Raw genomic sequence first — 14294 nt, forward strand, 5'->3', positions numbered from 1 at the left:
AACGCCTTGCATCTATGACGATCATGGTTTGCGAAACGAGAGCTCAGGTTGAAAATTTTTTCGCCTGACCGGAAAATCAGCTGAAAATCAAGATCATGCGGTCAGTGAGCTGGGCCGAACGCAGCCCCAGAGAGCTGCGGAGTTGAGCGATGGCCGCAACCGGATCGTCGATGTGGAACACCCCGCTGACGCGCAAGTCACGCGCCGCACCGACTACCCCCAGATAGCCTCGATGGTAGCGCCCGATCTCGGCGACGACCTCGCTGAGCGGCGCATCCTTGAACACCAGCGCTCCTTCGGTCCACGCCATGGCATCGTCCGGGTTGACCGTGAATGCAGGGCCGATCCCTGCTGCGGGCCCATAGGAAAGGCTCTTGCCTTCGTGCAGGACGGCAGAGGTGCCGTCCTCGGCCGGATAGCGAATGCGCACCTTGTGTTCGGTGACGGTTACACGCGTTTCGGCGCCGTCGCGCCGGACGAGGAAACGGGTGCCGAGCGCCGTCGTCGATCCCGCGCCCGCCTGCACGCGGAACGGGCGCGATGGATCGGGTGCCACGGTGAATGCAGCCTCGCCGGTCAGTAGCCGGACCACGCGGCGGTTGCCTGCAAATTCGAAAGCCACTGCGCTGTGTGTCCCCAACTGCATCGTGGAACCATCGGCAAGTCGCATCGTGCGCCTCTCGCCGGTTCCGGTCATCGCGTCAGCCTGGAGCATCGTCATCCAGCCCTGCGCCGACCAGACCAACGCAAAAATGAGGCTTGCGGCGATCGCGGAAATTGCCCAGCGCCGCCGCACGCGTGCCCCTGGCCGAGCGAGCCTTCGGGTCTTGCGAACGGGCTCTTGCGGCAGGGATGCGCGCAGCGCCGGAGTCTCGGGCACGGCGCCCATCTGCATCCAGAGGTCCTGCATCCGCGCATAGGCGCGCGCGTGTTCTGGATCTCGGGCCAGCCAGGCATCGCGCTCGGCTCGCTTTTTGGCAGGCAGTTCGCCGTCGAAATCGGCGGAAACCCAATAGGCCGCTTCATCGGCAAGCGAATTCGGCAAAGGCGCCTCGGTATCACGCGGCATACAGTCATTTCCCATGCGAAATTGCCGCCAATCTGCATTCCGCTTTCATCCCATGACGTTCGGCGCAAGCAAAACGATAGGGTGTCATCGCAGGATCGCTCATGCTTCGGCCGCGTCCGACAAAGCCCGATGGCACAGCACCAGGGCATGACGGATATGCTTGCGCACCATGTCCTGGCTGATCGACAACCGCTCCGCTGCTTCCGAGACGCTCAATTCGTCGATCTTGACCAGCACGAAGACCTGTCGGCAGCGGAGCGGCATCGTATCGACTACCGCAGCAATCTGGCGAACTTTTTCCTGATCGAGCAGGCGCGTTTCAGCATTGGGATCCGGCGAAGGGACGCCGTGACCATCGGCTTCCTCGACAAACAGGGCTGCCTGTCGCCGCGCGGCGCGTAGATGATCCAGCGCCAGGTTCGAGGCGAGGCGGAACAGGAAGGAGCGCTTGTTGATGATCGGCGGATCGTCTTTCACGCTCTGCACGCGCAAATATAGGTTCTGCGCGACATCCTCTGCTGCCGCGACGCTGCCCACCATCCTCGCCAGCCAGCGCACCAGGGCGGCGCGCTCGGTGGTCAGCAGACGGGATAGCAAGGCGGAGTTGCTCGACATGGCGAAATGCGCCCTATCGATGTTGCGAATGAATCGCAACTGCGTGGGTACAGCGACACTTTTGACAGCGCCAAGAGCATAACATTCAGCAATGTGACCACGCTCAAGCACTAATTTGATAGCGTTATACTCTGAGCGAAGCTTTATCGCACATTCTGCCCTGCCTTTTAGCGACCGGCAGCTATCTCACTTTCACTTCTCCAAACGCGACATTCCTCTGTCGGCCCAAAAAAATTCATTCGAATGCTCTCTGCAACATTTCTAGCGCCATTCAGATATTAGCGGGACGCCGGTACAAATGCATCCAAGGTCCAGTCTGAAGAGCTATATCAGGGATACTTAGGTCTCGCCGCGCACCATAAAATCTACTCCCAATCGGTCGCAAGACAATGCCTGAACTTCGGAATGCAGGTAATCTACACGCCCCGCAATCCAAGCCAGCTCGTCTTCAGAGATCCGATATTGGCGATCGTATCGCGACTTCACGTAGGAGTCGTGCAGCCGCTTGAAGCAGCGTTTTTCCGACTTCGTTTCGCTAGGCCACGCCCTCGCCAACGCAGGCACGATGTCCTCGCTTCGGTCACGAAGCCAGGTAACGTTTTGCGATCGCGGACTGTCTCCCGTCAGCATATACAGTACGGTGTGGTACAGGACCTCCGTCGCCTGATGAAATTGGAAGACCGCCCGATTGAGCCACTTGCGGGCGAGCGAAATCTGGGCAAACTCCAGGAATTCGCTCGCGCTGGAGAACCAGTAATCGAAATCCGCGCGGCGCTCCTGAAGCACGGCAGCGTGGTCCGGCACCATTGGCAATGACAGGGGATGACCTGGTAGTTCGTAGAGTACTGTGCCGTCAGCCACCGCCCCACACACAAACGATTTACCGTGCGACAGATCGCGGTGGACCGACTTGATACCGCGGATCGACAGGCTGATCGGTACGGCAAGTTGCCGCGTGATGGCATGTTCACGCATGAGTCGATCTTCTGCATGCAATGGAAAGTCGGATTTTTGCGCAAGCCGGTCATCGCTAACCACCACAAGGATCGAGTACTTTGGCGTACGCCCGCCCGGTAACTCCCGCGTTCCAGTACCGCGTGCATAGGCGCCGAACAGGATGACTTTCAAAATGCGTCCCTGTCGTTTCCATTCCTGCGTGGATAGGACCAGCGAGTTCGCGAGTTCGAAAAAGAGAAATTCTAGCACTACTTTGGCAGAACGTTGATTTTTAGGATTCCCTTGGCGTTGAATGCGTGATTCATGAGGAGCCAGCTTTTATGGAGGCTGGCGATGGACGAGGACTGGCAAGCAGATCTGGAGCGTTGGCTTGAGCCATATCTGGGAAGTCTGGCGAACAAGACGCGGCGGCGGATGTGCCCGGCCTATATTGCCGGCTTGATTGGGCCTGGCGATCGCAAGAGCATTCAGCCCATGGCAGCTCGAACTGATGCCATCCCTTATGACCGGCTGCATCATTTCATCGGTGCCGGCCTGTGGGACAGCGCCCCGCTGGAAGCGATCTTGTGGAGCCAGGCAGATCAATTGGTCGGCGGCAACAAGGCCTGGCTGATCATCGACGATACGGCCTTGCCCAAGAAGGGCAAAGCTTCGGTCGGTGTCGCCCCGCAATATGCAACGGTGCTCGGCAAGAATGCGAATTGTCAGACGATGGTTTCGGTAACGCTCGCATCAGGCGAAGTACCCATCATGCTGAGCCTGCGCCTGTTCCTGCCGGAAAGCTGGACCGACGATGCGGCGCGGATGACCAAAGCTGGCGTGCCTGAGCCTTTGCAGAGCTACCGCACAAAGCCCGAGATCGCAGTGGAGGAAATCGACCGCGCAATCGCTGCCGGCGTTCGCTTCGGCTGCGTCTTGGCCGATGCCGGCTATGGGCTCTCGGCGTCGTTCCGACAGGCACTCACCGCCCGGGATCTATGCTGGGCGGTCGGTATTCCCCGGCACCAGAAGGTCTATCCAGCCGATGTGCAATTGATTTTCCCGGTAGCGACACGGGGCCGGCCACGTGTCCGGCACGTGCCTGATGTCAAATCCCGAGCGGCCCATGCCATGCTCGAGGATGCGAAATGGCGACAGGTCAGTTGGAGGCGGGGAACGAAGGGGATGCTGAGCGCCCGCTTTGCCGCCATGCGCGTGCGCATCGCCGATGGCGCGCCCCAGCGGATTGGCTCTGCAGGAGCCCAGCATATGCCCGGCGAAGAGGTTTGGCTGGTGGGCGAGCATCGCTCGAACGGCGAGCGCAAATACTACCTCTCCAATCTGCCCGCAGGAACCTCGATCCGCGAGCTAGCAGGCGCGATCAAGGCCCGCTGGGTTTGCGAACAGGCTCATCAGCAACTCAAGGAAGAACTTGGCCTCGATCACTTCGAGGGAAGGTCATGGACGGGGCTGCATCGACACGCGCTCATGACAATGATGGCATACGCGTTTCTACAAACACAAAGGCTCGCTCAGGCGGGCCGGAAAAAAAAGAGTCTCCGGGCCGCCACCTCAGCCCAGTTTGCCAGCAGTTCGCCAAGCCATCCTTGACCGCTTGTCGCGCTCACCGCCAAGACATTGCCCTCATTGCGGAGGGGCGCTGTTTAAACCATCTAACCAAATTCTGCCAAAGTAGTGCTAGGTCGTAAACTCATAAACGGCAGCGTGGGCGTGTGACGATTAGCGCTCGCGCTGCCGTCCGATCCTCCGCTTTTGCTTGGCCCTCGTCGCACTTTCGCTGCCGTGGTATTCAGGTGCCAGAGCAAACTTGTCGCGCTCGTCAAATTGACGATCACCGCGTAGGCCGAACGCCTTGAAAAGCCGATAGCCCCGCCACCAAGCGAAGGCCGTCCAGGCCCCGCCGATCGTGACAGCAATGATCCATGCCCACATCGCCGCAGTATCGCTCAACCGTGATTGTACCATCCCAGCAAGTGCGATCGGCAAAATGCCGAGGAATGGTGTGGCCGGTCGCATTCGCGTGGACTGATCGTGATCCACGAAACGGCGCATCCGCAGGTATAGGCTCGCCTTTGGCTTCATATGGACATTTTTGGCACGATCCGGTGCTGACCGCTATCTGATTGCATCTCATGCCCAAGGCTGATTCAGCGTCGGCATGAGCCGATACGACCTAACTGACTTCGAGTGGCGCGTGATCGAGCCGCTGCTGCCCAACAAGCCGCGAGGCGTTCCGCGCGTAGATGACCGCCGCGTGCTGAACGGGATCTTCTGGGTTTTGCGCTCCGGCGCACCATGGCGCGACCTGCCCGAGCGATATGGCCCGCGCACTACCTGCTACAATCGGTTCGTGCGATGGCGGAAGGCCGGAGTGTGGGACCGGATGATGGATGCCATCACCGCCGCGCATGATGGCGATATCCAGATGATCGACAGCACTTCCGTTCGCGCCCATCTGATCTGCCCCCTTCTGAGTGGCCCAAAATCTGTTTTAGATTTGGCCACGAAGGAGGACTTGAATGGCGAGGAAGCACAAGCCGGAAGAGATCATCGGCAAGCTGCGTGAAGCGGAGATCGTGCTGGCGCAGGGCGGAACGGTGGCGGATGCGTGTCGCCGGATCGGCGTCACCGAGCAGAGCTACTACCGCTGGCGCAAGGAGTATGGCGGCCTGAAGATGGACCAGGCTCGGCGCATGAAAGAGCTTGAGAAGGAAAACGCCCGGTTGCGGCGGGCGGTGTCAGATCTGACGCTGGACAAGTTGATCCTACAGGAGGCCTCGCGGGGAAACTTCTGAGCCCCGCGCGCCGCAGGCGCTGTATCGATCATATCCGGGGCATGATGCCGGTGTCCGAGCGGCGGGTCTGCCGCGTGCTCGGGCAACATCGATCGACGCAGCGCAAAACGCCGCGTGGGGCGGATGACGAAGCAGCCCTGACCGAGGATATCATCGCGCTTGCCCGGCAGTATGGCCGCTATGGCTATCGCCGGGTGACGGCCTTGCTGCGCGATGCCGGTTGGCATGTGAACCGCAAACGGGTGGAGCGCATCTGGCGCCGTGAAGGGCTCAAGGTGCCGCAGAAGCAACCGAAGCGTGGAAGGCTCTGGCTCAACGACGGATCATGTATCCGCCTGCGACCGGAATATCCGGGCCATGTGTGGTCTTACGACTTCGTCGAGGGACGCACACATGATGGCCGCAAGTTCCGCATCCTGTCGATCATCGACGAGGCCAGCCGCGAGTGCCTCGCCTTACCCATCGCGCGACGGCTGCGCAGCGAGGACGTGCTGGCGGCTCTCGCCGAGTTGTTCGTCACACGGGGGCCGCCGGCGCACATACGGTCAGACAATGGCCCTGAATTTATCGCCAATGCCGTGCAGCAATGGCTGGCGAAGATCGGCGTGAAAACGCTCTACATTACACCCGGCAGCCCATGGGAAAATGGCTACTGTGAGTCCTTCAACGGCTCGATGCGTGATGAGCTCTTGAACGGGGAGATCTTCTACACCTTGGCCGAGGCGAAGATCCTGATCGAGGCCTGGCGGCGGCACTACAACACCGTCAGGCCTCATAGTTCGCTGGGGTATCGACCGCCGGCCCCGGAGACGGCGACGGCGCCATGGCTGCCCTCCGGTTCCGCTACGCTGCACCTACGGCCAGCCATGGCGCCGGAGGCAATCTTACACTAACAAACAACCCGGACCACTCGGTGGGGGCCGGTCAGGGGGCCGGCGGCTTCTCCCCAGCGCCGTCCGCTTTTTTTAGGTCGATGCCGACGATCGCCGCATGAAGGATGGTCCAGGCAATATGGAGACCTTCGATCAGCGGGCGCGCCGGGAAGGTGTATGCATCGACGAGATTGCGCGCTCCGTTGGGCCCGATTTCAATTTCAGCCCCGTCGATGAAGCCGGAGTTTCCGCCGATGAGCCCGAGCCGAATCGTTTCGCGGATCTCGGTCACCATTGCGGTGCCGACGCCCAAATATACGGGATCGTCGCCGGCCGTGCCGAGCCCGGCGCCCATCGCATCGTACATGGCGAACACCGACTTCCCGCCGCATTTCCGCTCCAGCTCGATCACATGAGGCAGGGCAAGCCAGAACGAGTAACGGCCATCAGCAAAATCGAGTTCGACCCGAGTGTCCGGCATTACGGCGCGACGGTCCAGGTCAACAGGCCTTCGCCTTCAAGGGTAACCTCGGTCGTGCCGCTGTCGCCGTCTTGCGCATAAGCCTGGTTGCGGGTCGTCAGGATCGCGGTGCCGCCATAGGTGCCCATCAGCTCGCCACCGTCGGTGCCGTCGTCCTTGTACAGTTCGACCTCGTAGACCTTGCGCACGCCGAAAGCGTCGGTCCATTCGGTTTCGAGGTCGATGTTGTCATTGCCGGAACCGGTAACCTGCCACGAGGAGCCGGTGACCCGCAGCTTTCGGGTGCCGGGGCGGTTAGGTTTGGCGCAGTCGCGGCGATAGCGCTCGCTGGTCTGGGCGGTGCGGTTGATATTCACACCCTCGATGCCGCACAGCAGCGTCATCACCACCGGCGGGCCGTCAGCAGTCTTGATCTTGATGAGGGCGAAGTCGGCGCTATTCGGCTCGGACACGGGCAATCTCCAGCATGGCTTGCCGGAGGGTAGAACGCTTCAGTCTTCGGCCTTACCGCCGTCAATGGCGTGGATCCGAGCGCGGGCGCGGTCGGCGTTCCAATCAGAAAGTTCCGGCGCCGAGGCTTGGACGATAAGGCAGCGCAGCGCATGCGCCGCTTCCTCATCACCCTCGCGGTCGAGGCGGTCGGCCGCTTCCGAAATGTCTTCGGGGTCCACCGCCTCTGTGCGGATCATCTGCGTGAGGAAGGCGCGCAGCATGCACTCGGCGAGAGGGGCGTCCATCGCCAATCATCATACCAGCAGAAAGGGGTGCCGCAAGGCACCTGCCCATAAAGTCCTTAGTTGCCGCGGTATGTTGAGTACCCAAACGGGCTTACCACCACCGGTACGTGGTAGTGTCCTTGGGCATCGGTAACCCGGAAGACGAGGTCTATCTCAGGGAAGAACGGTTCTGCGCCGACGCCTGGGTATTTGGACATATCAAACTGGAGCTTGTAGACACCCGGGGCGTGATCGGCAGAGGCACCAAAGCTGCGCACTCGACCGTTTTCATCGGTCTGCGCGCGCCCGGCCTCTGACCATTTGCCACCGCCCTCGGACTTGTAGAGTACAACAGGCACCCCGGCGCCCCCGACGCCCCGCGCTAGATCGAGGACATGGGTCGAGATCTCCGAAGCGTGCGCTATGTTTGGCGACAAAGCGGCGAACGTGAAGGCAGCTGCGTACTTTAGTTTCGTCATGAAGGGGCCTTGGTCATTTGGTTAAGGACAGGAACGAGCATCTAGACGATGTAATGGTTCCTCCTCTTGAGCGGGAGCCGTTAACCTAGGTATGCCTTCGCCACGATGAATGCGATCCTGTGCCAAGCGTCTGCTTCCGCCCCGTCGCGCATCAGGCGGGACGAGCGGACAGTGAAGCGATAGCGCCGAGAGCTGACGGTGAAGGCGTGGTTGTGGATTGCCTCTACGACTGCGCTATTCAGCCGCGCGGCGTGGTCTTTTGCCGTCTCGATCATTGCGCCGGCCGGGTTGGCATCGACGAATCGGGGCTTGGCGAAGCTGTGAAGCATGAAGCTGACCTCGGCGCGGGCAGTGCAGCCGCGCCCAGCCGGGATCGACTGCGTTCCGTCTAGGCGGACAAACGGCCATTCTGGCGCTTCGGCGACGGGATCGATCGATGTCTTTGCCACTATGTCCAGCAGCGCGGCATTTGCCTTCAGGCTGATGACGGCGGCGCGCTCAGTCTGTCGCAGCAGGTCGCTTGGCACGCGGTTTTTCCTCCTTCTTCAATGCGCCGGCCTTCCTGGCGGCGGTGACAACGGCATCCGTCACCTCGATCTCGACGTTGGGCGGATAGCGCGCCTCGCGGTTGTTCCCCAGCGGGTACCGGAACTCACGAGCGAAGGTCACCGTCTGCATTACGAATCTCCTGACTTGCTCTGGCGCACGACGTTATCGACGGCGCGGCGAACGAGCTGTTCGACCTCTTTCCTTTTAGCGTCACGGGCAGGGGCCATGTACGGCCGGGCGGCCATTTTCGATGTGCCGAACTCCAGATCACCCGCGTAGGGCGCGTTGCTGCTGACCTCGACGACAAGCGGGGCCGTCTGGTTTGTCTCGATGTTCCCGGCCAGCGTCCCGGTGTCGTTGTTCGGTGCCTGACCGGGCGCCGAAGGTACGTGCTTCTTCCCGCTGACCGCTCCGGCGGTGATGCTGATTTGCGCCTCGACCTGGATCATTTCACCGGCGGCAAACAGGGCCTTTCCGACCTCGCGGACCATCTTCTCCCCTGATAGCTTCTTGAGGCGGTTTGCGTGGGCCTTGGCGCCTATGAGCCGAGACTTAGGCACGGCGACCGCGCCCGACCCACCCGGCGGCGGCAGTGTCCCGCTCGATCAGCTCGACCGACCAAATGCCAGCATGCGGCCCATCGGTGATCTGGATCCGCGCCTCGGTGTTCAAGGTGCCCTCCAGCGTGTCGGTGAGGACGGTGAAAGCGGCGTCTGTTTCCACGTAACCCTCGGCCTCGCGCATGCGCTGGGTGGCCGTGTCGATCTGCGCTTGGCAGGCTCGATAGGAGACACCGCCCGGCATGACGATCGAACCGCCGTCACCGTAGACCGGGGCAATCTGCTCGATCACGCGCGCAGGCCAGTATGGCCCACCGATCAGCGACGAGAAGCCAAGGCCGATCTCTGCGAAGGCTGCGGGCAGGTTCATCAGCAGGGCAACCCGGTGAAGCCGACCAAGCGCGGGCCACCGAACAGGCGACGCTGGATCTCGGCGAACTGCTGGCCGTATGGGGTCGCCTGATATCCACCCTTGGCGTGCTGAGCGACGACGCTGTCAGACAGGGTCGCGCTGAAAGTGCCGCTCTTGAAGCTGGTCACGCCGGTCGCAGCGAGCGTCCCTGTTCCAGGGGCCAGGCCCACGCCGTTGAGCGCGAGCAGGTGGGCGGTCAGTAGCTCGGTCGCATCCTGCTGCTCGTAGCCGTAGTTCTCGCCGACGCGCGCCTCGGCCTTGGTTGCCCAGGCGGCGTAAGGCTCTGCGGTCAGCGTGGAGAACGCCGGGTAGGTTGCTTGGAATTGGGCGAGCGGGAGGCGAGCGTAAGCCATACTGCAAAACGCCGGGAAGGATCGGGGAAATTACCGCAATCAGCATGGAGCAAGCGCCGGTGGTGCCCAGACACTCACCGGCGCCCCCTTGGTGCGACCCGACGGGGCATGCGTCCAATATAGAACCGATGATAACGATTTTATACGAAAACATTGTAACAGGCGTGTATTTGTGCACACTTCTGGCAGATTGCGATATACCAAAAAAAATACCCGGCCTAACAAATAGGCCGGGTAGTTTTTTTGAGATTTCGCTTTCGCTCATCCCTTCGGGTCGCCATGTATTGCTGCGCTAAACAGCAGTGGATGACAAGCGGTTTCATCGTCCCATCCTCGAACAATCATTCCCGGTCGATTCTCGGGAACTTTCTGGAGGGGCAATCGTTTAGGCGACCCTCAATCCTGCGTTTCAAGGAAAAGGGCCGCCGCGACAATGCGAGGCGGCCCCATCGTTTGACGAAAGCAATAGGATCAGAGCTTAGGCTCGTTCGCCAATTCGATGGCGGCGAGGATGTCGTCCTTCTTGGTCGCCTCGCCCAAGTCGATGCCGTTCGTTTCAGCGAAGACCTTGAGTTCCGCCATCGTCATCTTCGAAATGTCCGGCGCGTCCACATCCTCGTAGCCCTCGTCGTCGAGCAATTTGGCCTTCAGCCCCTCGACTTCGCCGATGGGCTGGGAAACGTGGATCGTGGCTGTATCGCCAGGCTCCAGCAGCTTAACCCCATCGGGAGTTTGGAAGGCATTCGCGCGGAAGTCGTTGTTGGTCACTTTGTACTTTGTACTTCATGCCTCAGGTCCTCGTGCCACGGGCGATGAGATCGGGCCGCTGGTTGAAGGACAGCGGGTAGCTGTAGAGTTCGCCGCGCGACCATGCTGCGCGCTGGAAGTCCGGGATGTTCAGGGCGTAGATGTCCTGACCAGGCGTGTTGACGTAGGGTCCGAACTAGGCGGGGGCCATCGACTTCTTGAACACGTCCTGCGCGCCGACGGGGAAGAAGATAGCATTGTCCACGCCGACAGCGACGGTCGAATTGTCGTCGGTGCCCTGGTAGTTGTGCCAGGTGATGCCGCCGTACTCGAAGTCGCCGAAGCTGATGTTGCCGCGGAGGTCAGCGGCGGCCGACCAGTTCAGGTAGGTTTCGCGCACCTGCGGGTGGTTGATCAGCGCGTCGTAGAACGCATCGCCGACCAGAGCATGCACCTTGTCGCCGGGGTGAAGGCGCCCTTCGATGCCCGCTTCATCAAGCGGATAAGCTGCGCGCACTTGCCGCGCACGTCGGTCGTGTCGACGTTCAGTGCGAAGCTGATTGCAGCAGGCTGGGCCACACCGAAGGCCGTGTAATAGTTATAGATGCCGGTGGTGCCGTCAGCGTCAAGCAGCAGGCCTTGCAGCGCGCCGAAGCGGTGGAACTCATGGGTCAGTTCCATATCGGACATCCGGCGCAGGTACTCGCCCTGAACCGACTGAAGTTCCGTCTGCGATCCGAAGGCGCGGATGCCCTGAGCCTCTTCCGCGTAGATCGTGAACCCCTTGGCGAGGCGCGTGGTCTTGAGCGGCACGGCATCGCGATTGTCGCGTACCAGTTCGGCGGGCGGCGCGCCGACCGGCGACGAGGGGATGAGTGCGAGAGTCGCGCCCCGGCGATCAACCCAGATGTCGCGGGTGTTGACAGGCATTGCGTCAAACAGGCCAAGCTGCCCGAGAAGCTGCGGGTTGAAGTCCATCTCGTCGAATGATGCCGAGCGCGTCGAGGGCCGCGTTGGCGATTGCGATGGCTGCGGCGTCAGCGCCCGCTGAATAGGTGAGGTGAGCCCCCACCACCTGCGCATCGCGCGAGACGATGGTGCGCTTGGCCGTGCCGACGACGCCCTCGAAAAGGATGCCCGCCACAGTCTGCGAGCCATCCGATGCACCGGGTGCATGGCGGACGAAATTCCCGCCGGCGGTCAGCTTGCCGAGCAGCGTGCCAGCGAAGAGGCCGGGGGCTGCGCCGCCCGCGACCGTAACCTGGTCGCGCGAGCGATACATGCCCTGCGCCTCCGAAATCAGGAATCCAGCGGTGTGGATGCCCTCGGTGAGAGTTGCCATGGCTTAGGCTTCCTTCTTGATGGCCACACCGGCCGACTGGAATACGTTGTCGTTCCACGCCGCTGCGCCGTCCGACATGTTGATGGGCGAGCCCAGCGACTGAACACCGTTGTCCTCGACCTTCGCGTCCTTCGTCAGGACCGCGAACGAGGCGGCGATCTGGTCGGCGGTCCAGCCCTTGGCGGCATCGCCCATCTGCTTCGAGACGGTGGACGACATGATCGCGGCTTCATCCATATCGTCGGAGACGGTGACGCCCAGGGCCTTGGCCTTGCCAGCGGTGATGAGCAGCGCCTTGCCCGCGTCGCGCAGCTGGGCGGGGGTCGGCTTCGCGTCCTTCACCTCCTGCTCAAGCGTGGTGATCTTCGCGTCCTTGGTCTGGCCCTCGGCGGTGAGGGTGGCGACCTGGGTTTCGAGACTCGCGACCTTGCCGTTGGCAGTGTCACGGGCGGTCATGAGGGTGGTGATGGTCGTAGCGGCGATGTCCGCGTTCGACACGTCGACGGAAAGCCCGTCGATGAGAACGATCTTCGGCACAGGGCTCTCCTGAGTGAGTGAATCGAGAAGGTTGGTGGGAAGGGTGTCGCAGATGGCGAACACGTCCTTGATGGCGCATTCGGAACCGGCGCGGCCGCGATCGACGAGCGCAACGTGATTGCCGGTAATGGACTTCTGCCGGGCTTGGCACTTAGTGCCGTCCGCTGCAGTGAAGTCGCCGAATTCGAGGTCGCTGCTGTAGCCGTTGCTCAGCTCGCGCTTGCCGCTCTCGACCTTGGCAATGGCCTCGGCGTCTGTCAGCAGCAGGTCGAAAGCGAGGTAATCGCCGTCGCGGATCGCGCCCATGATCGTGCCGCGCGCGTGATCGCGCCAGTTCTCGGTCGTGACGGGGGCGGCGGGGTGATCGTCGGTGACCGGCTTGCCGATGAAGCTGCGGACGGACTTCTCGTCGAAGACGGTGCCGTCGTTGCGGAGCACGTTGACTAGCGCGGTGTCGCGCAGGCCGTGCTTGTTGTCCGGATCTACCTCGGAGCGGCCGTACTGATACACGCCAGTGCGCGCCGCGCGTGCGCGAACGCGCCATGGCGCCGCCTTCGATCCGGCGGGGTGCGTCAAGGGTGAGGCTGTCCTGAAATTGCATAGCCGGGACGGTAGGATGAGCCTTAGGTCGACTTTACCGCGCTCGAAGTGTGCCAGTATGAAGCTGTGACGATCTGGAACGCGACTCCACAAGTGTTATTATTCAGAATGAAAACGTATCGGAGGATTTATTATGGCACATCTATTTCGGTGGGACGGTACTTATGATTGATACACCAGCGGCGTGAACATATTCGACGAGCAAGGGAATTACCGCGGCTACCTCGAAGGCAATGATGCCTGGGGAAGCGACGGACATTATCTCGGGCAATTGGTCAATGACGCTTACATCCAGCGCCAGACCTCGGCCATGCCACGTCTCCCCCGCCTCCCCCGAATTCCGCCTATTCCGCCACTGCCGCCCCTACAGCCCCTGCCAAAGTTGCCGCAGATGCCGCGGATTGGTTATCAAGACGCTTGGTGAGCTAATCGAACTTCACGACAGCCTGCGACCGGCACGCGCAGCAGGGCAGCCGCCCCGGCAGATTCTGCGGTGCCCTCGCATCGGCGCGTGCCTGGTCGCGACTTACTGCTGCGTCCGACGGACCAGCGACCAGTCGTATCCCAGTGCCTTCACCCGCGACTCTAGGCTCGAAAGCAGTTCAGCACTGGGGCGGGCGTCACGAGTGAGCACCCAGAGGTACCGGCCCGATGGTTCTCCGACGATCGACCATTCGTAATCATCGCCATGATCCAGGACCCAGTAATTGCCGAAGAATGGTCCGAAGAACGACACCTTCAGCTTTGCGTTTGTCGCAGCGTCCACGATCTTGGCCTTACCTATGGATTCCTTCCATTTCCCCTTGCGAAGGCCGCGGTTGACGACCTTCAAAGTGCCGTCGTCATTGAGCGAGTAATTCGCATTGACGCCTTCCATATCCTTCTGGAACGAGGCTTCGTAGCGGTACTGCTCGTACCAGCGGCCTATGTAGCGGCTCACATCAACCGGCTTGGCTGGTGGGGGAACTGCATTGTTCCCTACTGGTCCCGGCCGAGGGATGGCAGCGCAGGCCCCGAGCAAGAGTGTGGTCCCTGCTACCGCGATGGCGATCGTTGTCTTTCGCATGAAAGCTCCTGTGTTCTCACGCCTGATAAGCGACAGGAGCGGAATCGGTTTCAATAATCGCAAGACGGACACCATTGTCTAAGCGAACTTGATGACCGCCTGGGATCTGCAGCCGCAATAAGGAAGCCTTCCCGGCAAATCCTG

Annotated in this window: 21 protein-coding genes and 1 pseudogene; 3 read left to right on the top strand and 19 right to left on the bottom strand. The window is 61.3% G+C overall.

What is annotated here, in order from left to right; genetic code table 11:
* Positions 1-76 precede the first annotated feature (76 nt).
* The 3 genes from U9J33_RS20015 to U9J33_RS20025 form a co-directional block, all read right to left on the bottom strand.
* Complete coding sequence (locus U9J33_RS20015; RefSeq protein WP_054434584.1) at positions 77-1069, bottom strand: FecR family protein; 993 nt, start codon at positions 1067-1069, stop codon at positions 77-79.
* Positions 1070-1168: 99 nt separating this feature from the next.
* Positions 1169-1684 carry an RNA polymerase sigma factor gene (locus U9J33_RS20020; protein ID WP_054434582.1) on the bottom strand — a complete coding sequence of 172 codons (516 nt, stop codon included), beginning with the start codon at positions 1682-1684 and terminating at the stop codon, positions 1169-1171.
* A gap of 339 nt (positions 1685-2023) precedes the next feature.
* Positions 2024-2812 carry a HEPN domain-containing protein gene (locus U9J33_RS20025; protein WP_156336404.1) on the bottom strand — a complete coding sequence of 263 codons (789 nt, stop codon included), beginning with the start codon at positions 2810-2812 and terminating at the stop codon, positions 2024-2026.
* Between the two features lie 162 nt (positions 2813-2974).
* Here U9J33_RS20025 and U9J33_RS20030 point away from each other — a divergent pair, with 162 nt between their 5' ends.
* Positions 2975-4231, top strand: coding sequence for an IS701 family transposase (locus tag U9J33_RS20030; protein ID WP_185997635.1), 1257 nt, complete (start codon positions 2975-2977; stop codon positions 4229-4231).
* Between the two features lie 129 nt (positions 4232-4360).
* On the opposite strand, the gene U9J33_RS20035 is transcribed toward U9J33_RS20030, so the two are convergent.
* A complete protein-coding gene (locus U9J33_RS20035; protein ID WP_165913397.1) occupies positions 4361-4591 on the bottom strand; it encodes a hypothetical protein in 231 nt (76 codons plus the stop codon).
* A gap of 208 nt (positions 4592-4799) precedes the next feature.
* Between U9J33_RS20035 and U9J33_RS20040 the strand changes: the two are divergent.
* A pseudogene (locus U9J33_RS20040) lies at positions 4800-5096 on the top strand (IS5 family transposase); the annotation flags it as partial.
* Positions 5097-5160: 64 nt separating this feature from the next.
* Positions 5161-6329, top strand: a protein-coding gene (locus tag U9J33_RS20045; protein ID WP_292637164.1) for an IS3 family transposase whose coding sequence is annotated in 2 segments (ribosomal slippage) — positions 5161-5422 and positions 5422-6329 — 1170 coding nt in all. Because the reading frame shifts where the segments join, the coding sequence is not laid out codon by codon here.
* 31 nt (positions 6330-6360) lie between these two features.
* Here U9J33_RS20045 and U9J33_RS20050 read toward each other — a convergent pair.
* The 15 genes from U9J33_RS20050 to U9J33_RS20120 form a co-directional block, all read right to left on the bottom strand.
* Entirely contained in the window at positions 6361-6789 is a 429-nt protein-coding gene (locus U9J33_RS20050; protein WP_324699785.1) for a GTA-gp10 family protein, read from the bottom strand.
* Positions 6789-7241 (bottom strand): hypothetical protein, encoded by a 453-nt coding sequence (locus tag U9J33_RS20055; RefSeq protein ID WP_324699786.1) that lies wholly within the window; start codon positions 7239-7241, stop codon positions 6789-6791. The genes U9J33_RS20050 and U9J33_RS20055 overlap by 1 nt, the downstream gene beginning before the upstream one ends.
* A gap of 39 nt (positions 7242-7280) precedes the next feature.
* On the bottom strand, positions 7281-7526 hold the full coding sequence (locus tag U9J33_RS20060; protein WP_324699787.1) for a hypothetical protein: 246 nt from the start codon (positions 7524-7526) through the stop codon (positions 7281-7283).
* A gap of 56 nt (positions 7527-7582) precedes the next feature.
* Positions 7583-7984, bottom strand: a complete 402-nt coding sequence (gene uraH / locus U9J33_RS20065) for a hydroxyisourate hydrolase (protein WP_324699788.1) — start codon at positions 7982-7984, stop codon at positions 7583-7585.
* A gap of 80 nt (positions 7985-8064) precedes the next feature.
* Positions 8065-8511: a tail completion protein gp17 gene (gene gp17, locus U9J33_RS20070; RefSeq protein ID WP_324699789.1), complete on the bottom strand. Its 447-nt coding sequence runs from the start codon at positions 8509-8511 to the stop codon at positions 8065-8067.
* Complete coding sequence (locus U9J33_RS20075; RefSeq protein ID WP_054436290.1) at positions 8483-8662, bottom strand: hypothetical protein; 180 nt, start codon at positions 8660-8662, stop codon at positions 8483-8485. Before U9J33_RS20075 ends, gp17 begins: the two co-directional genes overlap by 29 nt.
* On the bottom strand, positions 8662-9093 hold the full coding sequence (locus tag U9J33_RS20080) for an HK97-gp10 family putative phage morphogenesis protein (protein ID WP_082370240.1): 432 nt from the start codon (positions 9091-9093) through the stop codon (positions 8662-8664). Before U9J33_RS20080 ends, U9J33_RS20075 begins: the two co-directional genes overlap by 1 nt.
* Positions 9086-9463: a hypothetical protein gene (locus U9J33_RS20085; protein ID WP_324699790.1), complete on the bottom strand. Its 378-nt coding sequence runs from the start codon at positions 9461-9463 to the stop codon at positions 9086-9088. Before U9J33_RS20085 ends, U9J33_RS20080 begins: the two co-directional genes overlap by 8 nt.
* Positions 9463-9858, bottom strand: coding sequence for a DUF4054 domain-containing protein (locus U9J33_RS20090; protein WP_324699791.1), 396 nt, complete (start codon positions 9856-9858; stop codon positions 9463-9465). Before U9J33_RS20090 ends, U9J33_RS20085 begins: the two co-directional genes overlap by 1 nt.
* Positions 9859-10329: 471 nt before the next feature.
* Complete coding sequence (locus U9J33_RS20095; protein WP_324699792.1) at positions 10330-10626, bottom strand: hypothetical protein; 297 nt, start codon at positions 10624-10626, stop codon at positions 10330-10332.
* A 175-nt stretch (positions 10627-10801) separates the two neighbouring features.
* Complete coding sequence (locus U9J33_RS20100; RefSeq protein ID WP_324699793.1) at positions 10802-11059, bottom strand: major capsid protein; 258 nt, start codon at positions 11057-11059, stop codon at positions 10802-10804.
* A complete protein-coding gene (locus U9J33_RS20105) occupies positions 11020-11583 on the bottom strand; it encodes a major capsid protein (protein WP_324699794.1) in 564 nt (187 codons plus the stop codon). The genes U9J33_RS20100 and U9J33_RS20105 overlap by 40 nt, the downstream gene beginning before the upstream one ends.
* Positions 11540-11947 (bottom strand): head decoration protein, encoded by a 408-nt coding sequence (locus U9J33_RS20110; RefSeq protein ID WP_324699795.1) that lies wholly within the window; start codon positions 11945-11947, stop codon positions 11540-11542. The genes U9J33_RS20105 and U9J33_RS20110 overlap by 44 nt, the downstream gene beginning before the upstream one ends.
* Positions 11948-11950: 3 nt before the next feature.
* A complete protein-coding gene (locus U9J33_RS20115; protein ID WP_324699796.1) occupies positions 11951-13060 on the bottom strand; it encodes a DUF2213 domain-containing protein in 1110 nt (369 codons plus the stop codon).
* Between the two features lie 550 nt (positions 13061-13610).
* Positions 13611-14150, bottom strand: a complete 540-nt coding sequence (locus U9J33_RS20120; RefSeq protein WP_324699797.1) for a lipocalin family protein — start codon at positions 14148-14150, stop codon at positions 13611-13613.
* Positions 14151-14294: the final 144 nt, after the last annotated feature.

Source organism: Novosphingobium sp. RL4 (assembly GCF_035658495.1).
GTDB lineage: Bacteria > Pseudomonadota > Alphaproteobacteria > Sphingomonadales > Sphingomonadaceae > Novosphingobium.